The organism is Pseudomonas sp. JV241A (assembly GCF_900275665.1).
GTDB lineage: Bacteria > Pseudomonadota > Gammaproteobacteria > Pseudomonadales > Pseudomonadaceae > Aquipseudomonas > Aquipseudomonas wadenswilerensis.
The window spans coordinates 159735-176550 of record NZ_OPYO01000002.1 but is presented as its reverse complement, the minus strand read 5'-3'; the positions used below and the strand labels follow the sequence as shown (position 1 = coordinate 176550).

The 16816-nt window shown below is 63.4% G+C and carries 10 protein-coding genes; 1 reads left to right on the top strand and 9 read right to left on the bottom strand.

All coding sequences use genetic code 11. From position 1 onward, the window contains the following. Positions 1 to 109: 109 nt before the first annotated feature. The 9 genes from hemE to pilM all read right to left on the bottom strand — a co-directional run bounded on the left by hemE (position 110) and on the right by pilM (position 14201). Positions 110 to 1171 (bottom strand): uroporphyrinogen decarboxylase, encoded by a 1062-nt coding sequence (gene hemE / locus JV241A_RS00870; RefSeq protein WP_134061207.1) that lies wholly within the window; start codon positions 1169 to 1171, stop codon positions 110 to 112. Positions 1172 to 1360: 189 nt separating this feature from the next. Continuing rightward, positions 1361 to 2779 (bottom strand): FAD-dependent oxidoreductase, encoded by a 1419-nt coding sequence (locus JV241A_RS00865; protein WP_010222236.1) that lies wholly within the window; start codon positions 2777 to 2779, stop codon positions 1361 to 1363. Positions 2780 to 2812: 33 nt separating this feature from the next. Then, entirely contained in the window at positions 2813 to 7258 is a 4446-nt protein-coding gene (gltB, locus tag JV241A_RS00860; RefSeq protein WP_134061206.1) for a glutamate synthase large subunit, read from the bottom strand. A gap of 363 nt (positions 7259 to 7621) precedes the next feature. Further along, positions 7622 to 9226, bottom strand: coding sequence for an AAA family ATPase (locus JV241A_RS00855; protein ID WP_115089380.1), 1605 nt, complete (start codon positions 9224 to 9226; stop codon positions 7622 to 7624). A gap of 16 nt (positions 9227 to 9242) precedes the next feature. After that, the gene (gene aroB, locus JV241A_RS00850; RefSeq protein ID WP_115089383.1) at positions 9243 to 10340 is read right to left on the bottom strand and encodes a 3-dehydroquinate synthase; all 1098 of its coding nucleotides are present in this window, start codon (positions 10338 to 10340) and stop codon (positions 9243 to 9245) included. Positions 10341 to 10439: 99 nt separating this feature from the next. Next, positions 10440 to 10958, bottom strand: a complete 519-nt coding sequence (aroK, locus tag JV241A_RS00845; protein WP_115089385.1) for a shikimate kinase AroK — start codon at positions 10956 to 10958, stop codon at positions 10440 to 10442. A gap of 4 nt (positions 10959 to 10962) precedes the next feature. Then, positions 10963 to 12204, bottom strand: coding sequence for a type IV pilus secretin PilQ family protein (locus tag JV241A_RS00840; protein ID WP_134061205.1), 1242 nt, complete (start codon positions 12202 to 12204; stop codon positions 10963 to 10965). Between the two features lie 24 nt (positions 12205 to 12228). Then, positions 12229 to 13032 carry a pilus assembly protein PilP gene (locus JV241A_RS00835; RefSeq protein WP_134061204.1) on the bottom strand — a complete coding sequence of 268 codons (804 nt, stop codon included), beginning with the start codon at positions 13030 to 13032 and terminating at the stop codon, positions 12229 to 12231. A gap of 47 nt (positions 13033 to 13079) precedes the next feature. Beyond that, positions 13080 to 14201 (bottom strand): type IV pilus assembly protein PilM, encoded by a 1122-nt coding sequence (gene pilM / locus JV241A_RS00830; protein ID WP_134061203.1) that lies wholly within the window; start codon positions 14199 to 14201, stop codon positions 13080 to 13082. Positions 14202 to 14336: 135 nt separating this feature from the next. On the opposite strand from pilM, the gene JV241A_RS00825 reads away from it, so the two are divergent. Continuing rightward, positions 14337 to 16790, top strand: coding sequence for a penicillin-binding protein 1A (locus tag JV241A_RS00825; RefSeq protein WP_166675627.1), 2454 nt, complete (start codon positions 14337 to 14339; stop codon positions 16788 to 16790). Positions 16791 to 16816 lie beyond the last annotated feature (26 nt).

Sequence of the window (16816 nt, the reverse complement as noted above, 5' to 3'; positions counted from 1 at the left end):
CAGATTACCCAGGCAGGCTGAATTGAACCTTAATGGCAGTGGGAGCGGGCTTGCCCCGCGATCGCGCTGGTTCAGCCAGGTCGCAATCGCGGGGCAAGCCCGCTCCTACTTAGTGGTACTGCGCCGACAGCTCGTGCACGGCGTTGATGAACGCGCCGGCGTGCTCCGGATCAACCTCCGGGGTGATGCCGTGACCGAGGTTGAACACATGACCGGTGCCATGGCCGTAGCTGGCGAGGATGCGCCCGACTTCGGCACGAATGGCCTCCGGCTTGGCGTACAGCACGGTCGGGTCCATGTTGCCCTGCAGGGCGACCTTGCCACCGACGCGCTGACGGGCTTCGCCGATGTCGCAGGTCCAGTCCAGGCCCAGGGCATCAGCGCCGGCATCGGCGATGCTTTCCAGCCACAGGCCGCCGTTCTTGGTGAAGAGGATCACCGGCACCTTGCGCCCTTCGTGCTCGCGGATCAGGCCGCTGACGATCTTGCGCATGTAGGCCAGGGAGAACTCCTGGTAGGCCGCTGCCGACAGGTTGCCACCCCAGGTATCGAAGATCTGCACCGCTTGCGCGCCGGCGAGGATCTGCCCGTTGAGGTAGCTGATGACCGACTGCGCGAGCTTGTCGAGCAGCAGGTGCATGGCCTGCGGATTGTCGTAGAGCATGGCCTTGGTCTTGCGGAAGTCTTTCGACGAGCCGCCTTCGACCATGTAGGTGGCCAGGGTCCAGGGGCTGCCGGAGAAGCCGATCAGCGGCACGCGGCCATTGAGCTCGCGGCGGATGGTGCTGACCGCGTCCATGACGTAGCCCAGGTCCTTCTGCGGATCAGGGATCGGCAGCGCTTCGATGTCGGCCAGGGTGCTGATGACCTTCTTGAAACGTGGGCCTTCGCCGGTTTCGAAGTACAGGCCCTGGCCCATGGCGTCAGGGATGGTGAGGATGTCCGAGAACAGGATCGCGGCGTCCAGCGGGTAGCGGTCCAGCGGTTGCAGGGTGACCTCGCAGGCAAACTGCGGGTTCATGCACAGGCTCATGAAGTCGCCGGCCTTGGCGCGGCTGGCGCGGTACTCCGGCAGGTAGCGGCCGGCCTGGCGCATCATCCACACCGGGGTGACGTCTACGGGTTGCTTGAGCAGGGCGCGCAGAAAACGATCGTTCTTCAAGGCAGTCATGTCGGCATCCGGAAAAAAAGTGGGGGCATTTTCTCAGAGCCCAACGTAAAAGGCACGGTATCAACCGTGCCTTTTGTCTATCGACTTGTGACAGGTCAATAGATTTCCTTAAAAGCATCGCTGGCAAGCCAGCTCCCACAGTGTACGCGGTGACTTTGTGGGAGCTGGCTTGCCAGCGATGAGGCCCGATCAGACCTCCAGGTAATCCAGAATCCCCTCGGCGGCATTGCGCCCCTCGAAGATCGCCGTCACCACCAGGTCGGAACCGCGGACCATGTCGCCACCGGCGAAGATCTTCGGGTTGCTGGTCTGGTGCTTGTAGGTGTTCTTCTCCGGTGCCACCACGCGGCCCTGGCTGTCGGTCTGGATGCTGAACTGCTCGAACCACGGCGCCGGGCTCGGGCGGAAGCCGAAGGCGATGACCACGGCATCGGCCGGGATGATCTCTTCGGAGCCCGGGATCGGCTCGGGGCTGCGGCGGCCACGGGCGTCCGGCTCACCGAGACGGGTCTCGACCACCTTCACGCCTTCGACCTTGTCTTCACCGACAATCGCAATCGGCTGGCGGTTGTAGAGGAACTTCACGCCTTCTTCCTTGGCGTTCTTCACCTCTTTGCGCGAGCCGGGCATGTTCGCCTCGTCCCGACGGTAGGCACAGGTCACGGCCTTGGCGCCCTGGCGGATGGAGGTGCGGTTGCAGTCCATCGCCGTGTCGCCGCCACCGAGTACCACGACCTTCTTGCCCTTCATGTCGACGAAATCTTCCGGCGACTTTTCAAAGCCCAGGTTGCGGTTGACGTTGGCCACCAGAAAATCCAGGGCATCGTGCACGCCGGGCAGGTCTTCACCGGGGAAGCCGCCCTTCATGTAGGTGTAGGTGCCCATGCCCATGAACACGGCATCGTATTCCTCGAGCAGCTGCTCCATGCTGACATCCTTGCCCACCTCGGTGTTGAGGCGGAACTCGATGCCCATGCCGGTGAAGACTTCGCGGCGATTGCTCAGCACGGTCTTTTCCAGCTTGAACTCGGGGATGCCGAAGGTCAGCAAGCCGCCGATTTCCGGGTTGCGGTCGAACACCACCGGAGTCACCCCGCCGCGCACCAGCACGTCGGCGCAACCCAGGCCGGCCGGACCGGCGCCGATGATGGCAACGCGCTTGCCGGTCGGCTTGACCTTGGACATGTCCGGGCGCCAGCCCATGGCGAAAGCGGTGTCGGTGATGTACTTCTCCACCGAGCCGATGGTCACCGCGCCAAAGCCGTCGTTGAGGGTGCAGGCACCCTCGCACAGGCGGTCCTGCGGGCACACCCGGCCGCAGACTTCCGGCAGGGTGTTGGTCTGGTGCGACAGCTCCGCGGCGGCGAGGATGTTGCCTTCGGCGACCAGCTTCAACCAGTTGGGGATGAAGTTGTGCACCGGGCACTTCCACTCGCAGTACGGGTTGCCACAGCCCAGGCAGCGGTGGGCCTGTTCGGCCGACTGCTGGGGTTTGAAGGGCTCGTAGATTTCCACGAACTCTTTCTTGCGTTGACGCAACAGTTTCTTCTTCGGATCCTTGCGCCCGACCTCGATGAACTGGAAGTCATTACTCAGACGTTCAGCCATGTTCAAAACCTCATCAAACTCTTCAGGCGCATATCACTGCGGGTTGGCACGGGTGCTGGACAGCAGGTTCTTCAGGTTGGCCGCCTTCGGCTTGACCAGCCAGAAGCGCCGCACGTAGTCGTCCAGGTTTTCCCAGAGCTCACGACCCCATTCGCTGTTGGTTTCTTCGACGTATTCAGCCAGCACGCGCTGCAGGTGGCTGCGATAAGCCTCCATGGCCTCGCCGCTGATGCGCTGGATCTCGACCAGTTCGTGGTTGAGCTTGTCGACGAAGCTGTTGTCCATGTCCAGCACGTAGGCAAAACCACCGGTCATGCCCGAGCCGAAGTTGTAACCGGTCTTGCCCAGAACGCAGACAAAGCCACCGGTCATGTACTCACAGCAGTGATCGCCTGTGCCCTCGACAATCGCGTGGGCACCGGAGTTGCGCACGGCAAAGCGCTCGCCCGCGGTACCGGCGGCGAACAGCTTGCCGCCGGTGGCGCCGTACAGGCAGGTGTTGCCGATGATGGCGCTGTGCTGGGTAGCGAACGGGCTGCCCGCAGGCGGTACGATCACCAGCTTGCCACCGGTCATGCCTTTACCGACGTAGTCGTTGGCATCGCCTTCGAGGTACATGTTCAGGCCACCGGCGTTCCATACGCCGAAGCTCTGCCCGGCAGTGCCCTTGAAGCGGAAGGTGATCGGTGCCTTGGCCATGCCCTGGTTGCCGTGCAGGCGGGCGATTTCGCCGGAAATCCGCGCGCCGATGGAGCGGTCGCAGTTGCAGATGTCCAGGGCGAACTCGGCGCCCGACAGGTCGCGGATGGCCGGCAGGGCCATATCGACCATCTTCTCGGCCAGCACGCCCTTGTCGAACGGCGGGTTGCGGTCGACTTCGCAGAACTGCGGCTTGTCGGCCGGCACGTGCTCGCTGCCCAGCAGCGGGCTGAGGTCCAGGTGCTTCTGCTTCTCGGTTTCGCCGGGGAGCATTTCCAGCAGGTCGGTACGCCCGATCAGCTCGCCGAGGCTGCGCACGCCCAGCTTGGCCAGCCACTCACGGGTTTCTTCGGCGACGTAGGTGAAGAAGTTCACCACCATGTCGACGGTGCCGATGTAGTGATCCTTGCGCAGCTTGTCGTTCTGGGTGGCGACGCCGGTGGCGCAGTTGTTCAGGTGACAGATACGCAGGTACTTGCAGCCCAGGGCGATCATCGGTGCGGTACCGAAGCCGAAGCTTTCGGCGCCAAGGATCGCCGCCTTGATCACGTCCAGGCCGGTTTTCAGGCCGCCGTCGGTCTGCACCCGGACCTTGCCGCGCAGGTCGTTGCCGCGCAGGGTCTGGTGGGTTTCGGCCAGGCCAAGCTCCCACGGCGCACCAGCGTACTTGATCGAGGTCAGCGGCGAAGCGCCGGTACCGCCGTCGTAGCCGGAGATGGTGATCAGGTCGGCATAGGCCTTGGCCACGCCGGCGGCGATGGTGCCAACACCCGCTTCTGCCACCAGCTTGACCGAAACCAGCGCCTGCGGGTTGACCTGCTTGAGGTCGAAGATCAGCTGCGAGAGGTCCTCGATCGAGTAGATGTCATGGTGCGGCGGTGGCGAGATCAGGGTCACGCCAGGCACGGAGTAGCGCAACCGGGCGATCAGGCCGTTGACCTTGCCGCCAGGCAGTTGCCCGCCCTCACCCGGCTTGGCGCCCTGGGCCACCTTGATCTGCAGCACTTCGGCGTTGACCAGGTACTCGGGGGTTACGCCAAAGCGGCCGGTGGCCACCTGCTTGATCTTCGAGCTCTTGATGGTGCCGTAGCGGGCCGGGTCTTCGCCGCCCTCACCGGAGTTCGAGCGCGCACCCAGGCGGTTCATCGCCTCGGCCAGGGCTTCGTGAGCCTCCGGCGACAGCGCGCCAAGGGAGATACCGGCGGAGTCGAAGCGCTTGAGAATCGCTTCCAGCGGTTCGATCTCGCTCAGCTCCAGCGGCTGCTCCAGGGTTTTCACCTTGAGCAGGTCGCGAATCATCGACACCGGACGCGTGTCGACCAGCGCGGTGTATTCCTTGAACTTGCTGTAGTCGCCCTGCTGCACGGCGGCCTGCAGGGTGTTGACCACGTCCGGGTTGTAGGCGTGGTATTCGCCACCGTGGACGAACTTCAGCAGGCCACCCTGCTGGATCGGCTTGCGCGCGCTCCACGCTTCGGCGGCGAGCAGCTTCTGCTCGTTCTCGATGTCGACGAAACGGGCGCCTTTCAGGCGGCTGGCAACGCCACGGAAGCTCAGGTTCACCACTTCTTCCGAGAGGCCGACGGCTTCGAACAACTGCGCACCACGGTAGGAACCGACAGTCGAAATACCCATCTTCGAGAGGATCTTCAACAGGCCCTTGGAGATGCCCTTGCGGTAGTACTTGAACACTTCGTCCAGGTCACCGAGCACTTCGCCGGTGCGGATCAGGTCGGCCAGCACTTCATAGGCCAGGTACGGATAGACGGCCGAAGCACCGAAACCGATCAGCACGGCGAAGTGATGCGGGTCGCGGGCGGTGGCGGTTTCAACCAGGATGTTGCTGTCGCAACGCAGGCCCAGCTCGGTCAGGCGGTGGTGCACGGCACCCACGGCCAGCGAGGCATGTACCGGCAGCTTGCCCGGGGCGATATGGCGGTCGCTCAGCACCAGCTGGGTCTTGCCGCTGCGCACGGCTTCTTCGGCCTGGTCGGCGATGTTGCGCACCGCTGCTTCCAGGCCAAGGCCTTCTGCGTAGTTGAGGTCGATAAGCTGACGCTCGAAACCGGGACGGTCGAGGTTCATCAGCGAACGCCATTTGGCCGGCGAGATCACTGGCGAGCTGAGGATCACCCGCGAGGCGTGCTCGGGGGATTCCTGGAAGATGTTGCGCTCGGCACCCAGGCAGATCTCCAGCGACATGACGATCGCTTCACGCAGCGGGTCGATCGGCGGGTTGGTGACCTGGGCGAACTGCTGGCGGAAGTAGTCGTAGGTCGAACGCACGCGCTGCGAAAGGATCGCCATCGGCGTGTCGTCGCCCATCGAACCGACCGCTTCCTGGCCTTGTTCGCCGAGCGGACGCAGCACCTGGTCGCGCTCTTCGAAGGTGACCTGGAACATCTTCATGTATTGCTTGAGCTGGTCAGCGTCGTAGCTGGCCACGCCCTGGTCGTCGCTGAGGTCAGCCTGGATGCGCAGGGCATTCTGACGCAGCCAGCGCTTGTACGGGTGGCGCGACTTCAGGCGGTTGTCGATGGCATCGGTGTCGAGGATCTGCCCGGTTTCGGTGTCCACGGCAAAGATCTGCCCCGGGCCGACACGGCCCTTGGCGATCACGTCTTCGGGCTTGTAGTCCCACACGCCGATTTCCGACGCCAGGGTGATGTAGCCGTTCTTGGTGGTGACCCAGCGCGCCGGGCGCAGGCCGTTGCGGTCGAGCAGGCACACCGCGTGGCGGCCTTCGGTCAGTACCACACCGGCCGGGCCGTCCCACGCTTCCATGTGCATGGAGTTGTATTCGTAGAAGGCGCGCAGGTCGGCGTCCATGGTCTCGACGTTCTGCCACGCCGGCGGAATGATCATGCGCACGCCACGGAACAGGTCGATGCCGCCAGTGACCATCAGTTCGAGCATGTTGTCCATGCTCGAGGAGTCGGAACCGACACGGTTGACCAGCGGGCCGAGCTCTTCGAGGTCGGGGATCAGGTCGTTGGCGAACTTGGTGCGACGCGCCTGGGCCCAGTTGCGGTTACCGGTGATGGTATTGATTTCGCCGTTATGGGCGAGGAAGCGGAACGGCTGCGCCAGCGGCCATTTCGGCAAGGTGTTGGTCGAGAAGCGCTGGTGGAACACGCAGATCGCGGTTTGCAGGCGCTCGTCGCTCAGGTCCGGATAGAAGGCGGCGAGGTCCGCCGGCATCATCAGGCCTTTGTAGATGATGGTCTTGTGCGAAAAGCTGCAGATGTAGTGGTCGGTGTCGGCGGCATTGGCCACCGAAGAGCGACGACGGGAACTGAACAGCTTGATGGCGAATTCCTGATCGCTCAGACCTTCACCGCCAACGAACACCTGCTCGATCTGCGGCAGGCGCTCCAGGGCCAGGCGGCCGAGGACGCTGGTGTCGATCGGCACTTTGCGCCAGCCCACCAGTTGCAGGCCCGCCGCGAGGATCTCGCGGTTCATGTTGGCGCGCGCGGCTTCAGCCTTGGCGTTGTCCTGATTGAAGAACACCATGCCGACCGCGTACTGCTTGGGCAGCTCATTGCCGAACTGTTCGCGGGCCACGGCGCGCAGGAACTGATCGGGCTTCTGCATGAGCAGACCGCAACCGTCGCCGGTCTTGCCGTCGGCGTTGATCCCACCGCGGTGGGTCATGCAGGTCAGGGCCTGGATGGCCGTTTGCAAAAGGTGGTGGCTGGGTTCGCCCGTCATATGGGCGATCAGGCCGAAACCACAGTTATCCTTGAATTCTTCGGGATGGTACAGACCTGTTTTCATAGACACTTTCTCACCAGGTTCGCCTCTCACCAAGGCAAATCTTTTTTTAGTACAACCACTTACCATCCACGCCGAACGAATGCCAGCTTTGCGGGGGCAATAGGGGAGCCATTGTTGCACAGCGACAGGGAAGCCCACAAATTTACGACGAATTGCCGTAAATCCATGTCGCGTTTTTGAATGTTTTTAAGCGTGCGCCGTGGTAACGGCATGGCTTGAGTCTGAAGCGTTTCAGCCTGGACTGCAAGATGGGCTTGTGGCCGGCAGTCTGGGACAGAAAAGCCTGCCGCGCAGTACGCAGCAGGCTTGACCGATGTTCAGGAGTCGCTCAGCAGGTGGCGGGGGTAGTGCCACCAGGCTATATCAGCGGGTCGAGGCCAGTTCTTGTTGGACGCTGGCGACGGTACGTGGCCAAGGTTTACCAGCCTGGACCTTGGCTGGCAAGGCCTTGATTGCAGCCAGAGCGGCATCACGGCTGGCAAAGTTGCCGTAAGTGATGACGTACAGTGGCTTGCCCTGCAGGGTTTTCTTGAAGTAGCGATAGTCGCCACCTTGAGCCTTGACGAAGGCCTGGGCCGACGCTTCGGAGCTGGTACCGAGGATTTGCACGACATAATTGCCCGGCTTCTGCCCGGCATACCAGCTACCACCGGCCGCAGGCTTGGCCGCCGGCTTCTCTGCAGGTTTAGGCGCAGGCTTGGCGGTTGCAACCTGGGTCGGCGCAGGCTTGGCCACCGGTGCAACCGGCTTGCTGGCAACTGGCGCTACCGGCTGCTGCACAGGTGCAACCGGCTGTGCCGCAGCAACAGGCTGTGCTGGCGTTGGCGCCGGGCCAGCGGCGACACCCGCTGGCGGTGCAATCGTGGTGACGGTCGGCGGTTGCAGAGCGGTTTCGCCAGCCGGCGTGGATTCTTCGCCTTCACCCATGCCGGTGGACTCGGCCAGCGGGCCACGCATGACCGGTTGCGACTGGCCTACCAGCGGCAGGGGCATCGGCTGCGAGTTGCCGGCGAATTCGATCGCCGGGCCGCCATTGTTCGACTGGGCATTGCCTGGCTGACCTTCGCCCAGTGGCAGTTGCGCCTGCTCGGCAGGGGCAGTAGGCGCCTGGTCACCCTTCTTCGGCATCAGCACGGCGGCCGCAACGGCGACCACAACGACTGCAGACAACGCCAGCACATGTTTCTTCGGCATATTGAACCCCATTGATGGTCGCTTCGCCGTTGTGCGGCTGGCGATCATGGCTTCGATCAAGGTATCGCGGGCGACCTGGTTGATTGCCCCAGGCCAGCCGTCAGAGTTTTGGTGAATATCAACGATCTGCTCACTGCTGAACACCTCGATGCCCCGCCCGGCACCTTCCAGGCGCTGCTCGAGGTATTCACGGGTTTCTTCTTCGCTGTAGGGCTCAAGCTCGATGACGTGAAACCGCTCTTGCTCGGCATTGAGCTCTTCCAGCCCGGCGATCAGTGACGGCTCGCCAAACAGGAAGACATGCGGACGCCCTTCCGGAGTGCCCGCCGCCAACTCCAGCAAGGCTTGGAGTGCCGACTCGCCAAGTTGTTCCGCATCGTCCACCAGCAGATAGACTTCCTGCCCGGTCAGTGCCAGTTGCACCACCTGGGCAAGAATGTCCGGAACTTCAGCCTGGGCCACGCCCAGCGACTGGGCAACCTGGGCGAGCAGGCTGGCGGCATCGCTGGCGCCACGGGCGGAAACCACCACGCTCTGCACCGATTGCTTGTTGGTGCTGGCCACCAGGGCCTGGCGCAGCAGGGTCTTGCCACTGCCTTGAGGGCCGGTGACCACCAGCAGCAACTGGCTGTAACGGGCCAGGTGGTGCAGTTGACCGAGCACCGGCTTGCGCTGGGCAGGGAAGAATTTGAAACCCGGCACCCGTGCAGCGAAGGGGTCGTGGTTCAACTGGTAATGGCCGAGAAAGGCCTCGTCGGCATGCAAACTAGTCATCGGACGCTCATCAACCTCAAAGCTGGGCCACGATCGCGCGGTAATCCGCGGCCAGCGTGGCCTGAAGAATCTCTTTTGGATAGTCGTCGGTGACCACCGCTTCGCCCATGCGGCGCAGCAGGACCAGACGCAGACGACCGTCGAGTACCTTTTTATCTACTGCCATGTGTTCCATGAACTGCGCCGGGGACATCTGTGCCGGCGGCACAACCGGCAAGCCTGCATCCTGGAACAGACGGATACCACGGTCACGCTCCTGCTGGCTGATCCAGCCCAGGCGCATGGACATCTCCAGGGCCATTACGGTGCCAGCAGCGACGGCCTCACCGTGAAGCCACACACCATAGCCCATGTGGGTCTCGATGGCGTGGCCAAACGTGTGGCCCAGGTTCAGGGTGGCGCGCACGCCCGACTCGCGTTCATCGGCGCCAACCACCGCGGCCTTGGCCGCGCAGGAACGGCGGATGGCTTCAGTCAGCGCCGCCTGGTCGAGGCCGCGCAGGGCCTGCATGTGCTCTTCGAGCCAGCCAAGAAACGGTTCGTCACAGATCAGGCCGTACTTGATCACTTCGGCCAGGCCCGCCGACAGCTCGCGCGGTGGCAGGGAATTGAGGCTGCGGGTGTCGATCAGCACCGCGTTGGGCTGATAGAAGGCACCGACCATGTTCTTGCCCAGCGGGTGGTTGATACCGGTCTTGCCACCCACCGACGAATCGACCTGGGACAGCAAGGTCGTCGGCACCTGGATGAAATCCACGCCGCGCTGGTAGCAGGCAGCAGCAAAGCCGGCCATGTCGCCAATCACCCCGCCGCCAAGCGCGACCACGGTAGTACGGCGGTCGTGGCGGGCAGTCAGCAGCGCATCGAAGATCAGCTGCAGGGTTTCCCAGTTCTTGTAAGCCTCACCATCCGGCAACACCACCGGCAGCACCGAATAGGCACCCAGGGTCTTGCGCAGACGGTCGAGATAGAGGGGCGCGACAGTCTCGTTGGACACGATGGCGACCTGCCGGCCAGCGATATGCGGCGCCAGCAGTTCAGGCTGATCCAGCAGGCCTTCGCCAATGTAGATCGGGTAGCTACGTTCGCCCAATTCGACCTTTAGTGTCTGCATGTGTCCCCACAATGAACTAGGCGCGGCATCGATGGCTCGAACCGCGCGATAACGGTGTGCCCTGTCACGGCATGACTGGTCGCCGAGGATAGTCCTGGCTTAACGGGGCGGCAACTTCTGCAAGCGCTCGAGAATATCCTGCACCACCATCCGCGGCGGCCGTTCGTCGGTTTCCACCACCAGATCGGCAATCTCGCGGTAAAGCGGGTCGCGAACCTCCAGCAGCGCGCGCAAGGTCGCCTCCGGGTTGGCCGTGCGCAGCAACGGCCGGTTGCGATCACGCGAGGTGCGCCCGACCTGCTGCTCGACCGAGGCGTGCAGGTACACCACCCGCCCGCCGGCATGCAGGGACTGGCGGTTGGCATCGCGCATCACCGCGCCACCACCGGTAGCCAGCACCACGCCATCTAACGCGCAAAGCTCGGCGATCATCGCCTGCTCGCGGTCACGAAAGCCCGGCTCGCCTTCCTTATCGAAGATCCACGGGATATTGGCGCCGGTGCGCAATTCAATTTCCTTGTCGGAATCCTTGAACGGCAGGCGCAGCTCTTTGGCCAGCAGGCGGCCGATGGTGCTTTTGCCAGCACCCATCGGCCCCACAAGTATCAAATTTCGCACAGAATCAACGACTCACAGCAATCGCCTGGTCACTCATGATACGCGGAGTCAGGAAGACCAGCAGCTCGGATTTTTTCTCTTGTAGAACATCGCGACGAAACAGCCGCCCAACATACGGCACATCGCCGAAAAATGGCACCTTGTCGACAACTTTACTTTGCACCGTCGAGTACACACCGCCGATCACGATGGTCTCGCCATCATTGATGCGTACCTTGGCGTTGACCTCGTTCTTGCGGATCGCCGGCACGTGATCAAGGGCATTGAGGTAGTCGGGCTCGTCCTTGGTCACCTTGACCGCCATGATCACCCGGTTGTCCGGGGTAATCTGCGGGGTCACCTCAAGAGACAGCGACGCCTCGCGGAAGGTCACGGACGTGGCACCGCTGCCGCTGGTTTCCTGGTACGGCACTTCGGTGCCCTTGAGGATCCGCGCGGTTTCCTTGTCGGCGGTAACCACCTTGGGCTGGGAGATGACTTCGCCGTTGCCGGTCTTTTCCATGGCGCTGAGTTCCAGATCGAGCAATACGTTATTGCGCACCAGGCCAACCCCGATGCTAGCCGCCGCCCGATCGACACCGAGGTCGACAAAAGTCTCGGCGCTGCCAAGGCTCAAGCCCTTGCCCACCTGCACAGCCCCACCCCAGCGCACCCCAAGACTCTTCTCGAAATCGACATTGGCCTCGACGATGCGTGCTTCGATCATCACCTGACGAACCGGCACGTCCAGTTCGCCGATCAGCCTGCGCAGCTCTTCCAGGCGCTCCGGCGGCTGGCTGGCGACCAGGGTGTTGGTGCGCTCGTCGACACTCAGCGAGCCGTGGCTGGTGCCCCCGGCCTCATGGGCCATCAGGGCATGGAAAAGCTCGGCAATATCAGTGGCCTTGGCGTGGTGAATCGGGATCAGCTCGCGCCGTGCCGGCACTGATCCGGCCAGCTCGGCAAGCGGCGCGACCAACAGCACATTACCGTCCTTGCGTTGCTCCAGGCCCTTGCTGCGCAGCACCAGGTCCAACGCGTGATCCCAGGGCACATCCTGCAAACGCAAAGTCACCTTGCCCTGCACCGCATCACTGGCCACCAGGTTGACCCCAGAAAAGTCAGCCAGCACCTGCAACACCGTGCGTACCTCGACATCCTGGAAATTCAACGACAGCGGCTCACCGCCGTACAGCTGCTTCCCCGCAAACGCACCGGCAGACAGGCAGCTCCCTATCAGCGCGGCAACAACACCTCCCTTGCCCATCGATGACCTCCCTGGTCAGCACCTTCATCGCAGGGCGAGTATTCGCCGCCGCGCTTGCCAGCCTTGGCCGGCGACAAAAACCTGCTCGATGACTTCGACCTGGCGCTCGCCGACCTCGACAACCTGCCCCTGATCACGGCCCAGCCGGTCGCCGACCTGCAGCCGATGCACCCGGCCGTCGGCCTGAATCAGCGCGTAGCGGACTCCGCGACTGGCCAGGCTACCGACCATCTCTAGCCGCTCCAGCGCCAGGCGCTGCAACCCATCGGCATGCGGCTGCAGAGCAGAAGGCGCAAAGGGATCGCGCAGCACAGTGACTGCTCGTCGCTCGGGAAGCGACGGCTGCAGGCCCTCTGCCAAGGCATGCAGCGAGTGCTGACGATAGGACCGGGCTTGCAGCTCCATGTGCATAAGCCCCGCATCGGCCGGCTTGAGCGAAAGGCCATGCAAGGTCACCAGCCGCGATTGCCCGGCCAGGTCAGCAAAGAACGCGGCGAGGGCCGAAAAGGCGCCACGCAGACGCAGTTGCAGGGGGAGTTCAAGGTAGTGCTCCGCGGACGACGCTTCGAGTACCTGCAACTGTTCGATGGCCACCTCATGGGCCTCGGCCAGGCGGGACAGGGTTTCGAACACAGCTGGCTCGTCACTCCCCACCGACAATTGCCAGCGGGCTTGTTGCAGTCGGCTGCGCACTGCTGCGGCCTGCTCGACGCTGCCTGCACCCTCGCGCGGCGATTGATCGGCCACTTGGGCTGCCTGCGTCATCAACGGCCGCAAATGCAGGGTGTAAGCCAAGCCCGCCAGCAGTGCCAGCAACCCTGTCAGCATCACAACCGGCACAGGCCAGACGCACCGTGCCACCCGACCCCAGAAGCTCAAGGCGCAACCTTCAGGGCTGCGACCAGCTCGAACGCATGGCCTTCCTCGACTGCACTCAACAGCTGTAATTCGGCAGAACTGATCAAGGGTGAAGACGAAAGGCTGTCTGCCAGCTGCGCAACCGCTGAAGCCGACTGAGCCATCCCGGCAAGCCTTAGCGCAGTCGGCTCCTGGCTCAGGGCGGTGAGGTACAGTCCGTCGGGCATGGCCCGCTCGACCTGCTCGAGCAAATCCACGGCGAAATAGCGACCGGCCTGCAAGCCCTCCAACTGACGCAGTTCATGCAACAAGGCCTCAGGCTCCCGCTGCCCACCGCCCTGTTTGAGCGCGGCCTGACTCAACGCCTGTTCCTGCAACACGCCCCGAAAATGGTAATCAACAACCCCGGTGGCAACAGCCGCCAGCAGCACAACACCGGCACAGCCTGCCTGAAACCTTCGAATACGCAGTTGATGGCGGCGCTCGCGCCATGGCAACAGGTTTAGCCGCACACCCCGCATGGCCAGGCCGCAGGCAACGGTCAGGCTCGATGCCTCGTGGGAAAGATCGGCGTCGATCTGCAGCGTTGCCGCATCGTCAGTGGTCGCACGCTGCAATGCATGGCTATCAACCTCCAGCACCCTGGCGCTCAGCCCTGCGACTTCAAAGGTGCCCTCCAGCACATCCAGCAACCCGCGATGGCAGGCCGCAACAGCCACCTGCACGCTCACAGCATCGCCGGCAGGCGGCTCCAGCACCCGGTAATCCAGAGCGGTGTCTTCAAGGTCAAAGGGGATGAACTGCTCGGCGGCATCGCGCACCTGTGCAGCGACTTCGGCATCGCTCAGGCCTGTCGGCAGCGTCATCAATTTGCTGATGGCCCGCGTGGCCGGCAATGCCACAGCGGCCTGCCGACAGCGGCTACCACTGCGCTGCAGCGCGCGTTTCAAGGCCTGGCCGACCACTTCGGGGTCGGCAATCCAGCCGTCCAGCATGGCCCCTGCAGGCAGCGGCTCAAGCGCCCAGGCCCGCACGTGCCAGGCGCCTTTGCGTCGGTGCAACTGCACCAGTCGGATAGACGGCGGGGCAATTTCTATCCCCAGGAGTGAACCGGCATCCATGCCGAAGCGTCCAAGCATTGGTTTTTTCCTTGCTGACGACAGCCGCGCGCGTAACGCGGCGAGTTGAAAAATGCTTATAATGCCCAGCGTTTATCCTTTGTCCGCTGGCCCCGCGCGCAACCCATTCTTCTATCTGGACGCCCAAAAGCCTTGATACGCCTGCTGAAGTTCTTCTGGTGGTCTTTCGTCGCAGTCATCTGCGCGCTCGTGCTCGGTCTGAGCGGCGCATTTCTGTATCTTAGCCCCAGCTTGCCCTCGGTAGAGGCCCTCAGAAGCATCCAGTTGCAGATCCCTTTGCGGGTCTACAGCAGCGACGGCAAGCTGATCGCCGAGTTCGGCGAAATGCGCCGCTCGCCCATCCGTTTCGCCGACATTCCGCCGCATTTCATCCAGGCTTTGCTGTCGGCCGAAGACGACAATTTCGCCAATCACTACGGCGTCGACCCCAGCAGCCTGATGCGTGCTGCAACACAATTGCTCAAGTCCGGGCATATCCAGACCGGCGGCAGCACCATCACCATGCAGGTGGCGAAGAACTTCTTCCTCAGCAGCGAACGCAGCTTCTCGCGCAAGACCAACGAGATTCTCCTGGCCCTGCAGATCGAACGCGAACTGACCAAGGACGAGATCCTCGAGCTGTACGTCAACAAGATTTACCTGGGCAACCGCGCCTACGGCATCGAGGCCGCAGCACAGGTGTACTACGGCAAATCGATCCGCGATGTGAGCCTGGCGCAGATGGCGATGATCGCCGGCCTGCCGAAAGCACCGTCGCGCTTCAACCCGCTGGCCAACCCGGTGCGCGCCAAAGAGCGCCGCGACTGGATCCTGGGGCGCATGTACAAGCTCGGCAAGATCGACGAAGCCAGCTACCAGGCGGCCCTGGCCGAGCCGATCAACGCCAGCTACCACGTACCGACTCCAGAAGTTAACGCCCCTTACATCGCCGAAATGGCCCGCGCTGAAATGGTCGGCCGCTACGGCAGCGATGCCTACACCGAAGGCTTCCGCGTCACCACCACGGTGCCGAGCGACCTGCAGGAAATCGCCAACAAAGCCGTACTCAACGGCCTGACGGCCTACGACGAGCGCCATGGTTACCGTGGCCCCGAGTCGCGCTTCCCGGGCAAGACCCGCGACGCTTGGGTGCAGGAACTGAGCAAGCAACGCCCGCTGGGCGGCCTGGAACCGGTGATCGTCACCGAAGTCAGCAAAGCCGGCCTGCAGGTGCTGACCCGCGCCGGCAATCAGGAGAGCGTAGCCTGGGACACCATGAAGTGGGCCCGCCCGTTCCTCAACACCAACAGCCAGGGCCGTGCGCCGCAGCAACCCTCGGACGTTGCCCAGGTCGGTGACCTGATTCGCGTACAGCGCCTGGACGACGGCAGCCTCAAGTTCAGCCAGGTGCCAGGGGCGCAGAGCGCACTGGTATCGCTGGACCCGAACAGCGGCGCGATCCGCGCCCTGGTCGGCGGTTTCTCGTTCGAACAGAGCAACTACAACCGCGCCATGCAGGCCAAGCGCCAACCAGGTTCGAGCTTCAAGCCATTCGTGTACAGCGCCGCGCTGGACAACGGCTACACCGCCGCCAGCCTGGTCAACGACGCGCCGATCGTGTTCGTCGACGAGTACCTGGACAAGGTCTGGCGGCCGAAGAACGACACCAACACCTTCCTCGGCCCGATCCGCATGCGCGAGGCGCTGTACAAGTCGCGCAACCTGGTATCGATCCGCCTGCTGCAGGCCATGGGTGTCAGCTCGACCATCGACTACATCAGCAAGTTCGGCTTCAACAAGCAGGACCTGCCGCCCAACCTGTCCCTGGCCCTGGGCACCGCAACCCTGACGCCGATGGAAATCGCCACCGGCTGGAGCTCCTTTGCCAACGGCGGCTACAAGATCAGCCCGTACCTGATCGAGCGCATCGAAAGCCGCAACGGCGAGACCCTGTTCACCGCCAACCCGCCACGTGTGCCGCAAGCCGAGCAGGTCGAAGCCGGCATCGCCGCACCAGAGCAGGCAATCAGCACCCAACTGCCAGGTGAAGGCCTAAGTACCGTCACCAGCAACGAACCTGCTGCCATCGTTCAACCGCCGGCCGTGGCCGAGCGCATCATCGACGGTCGCACCAGCTACATCCTCACCAGCATGCTCCAGGACGTGATCAAGCGCGGCACCGGGCGCCGCGCCCTGGCCCTGGGCCGTACTGACCTGGCCGGCAAGACCGGCACCACCAACGAGTCCAAGGACGCCTGGTTCTCCGGCTACAACGCCGATTACGTAACCACGGTGTGGACTGGTTTCGACCAGCCGGAAACCCTTGGCCGCCGCGAGTATGGCGGCACGGTGGCGCTGCCGATCTGGATGAGCTACATGGGCGCCGCGCTCAAGGACAAACCCAACCATGCCCCGGCCGAGCCGGAAGGCATCCTCAGCCTGCGCGTCGACCCGGTCAGTGGCCGGGCAGCGGCACCGGGTACACCGAATGCCTACTTCGAACTGTTCAAGGCCGAAGATACGCCACCGTCGGTCAATGAGCTGGGCAACGGCAGTGCGCCAGGCAGCCCGCTGCCAGCGGACGAAGCGGCACCGATCGACCTGTTCTGATGGCCAATGGGGCTGCTTCGCCAGCC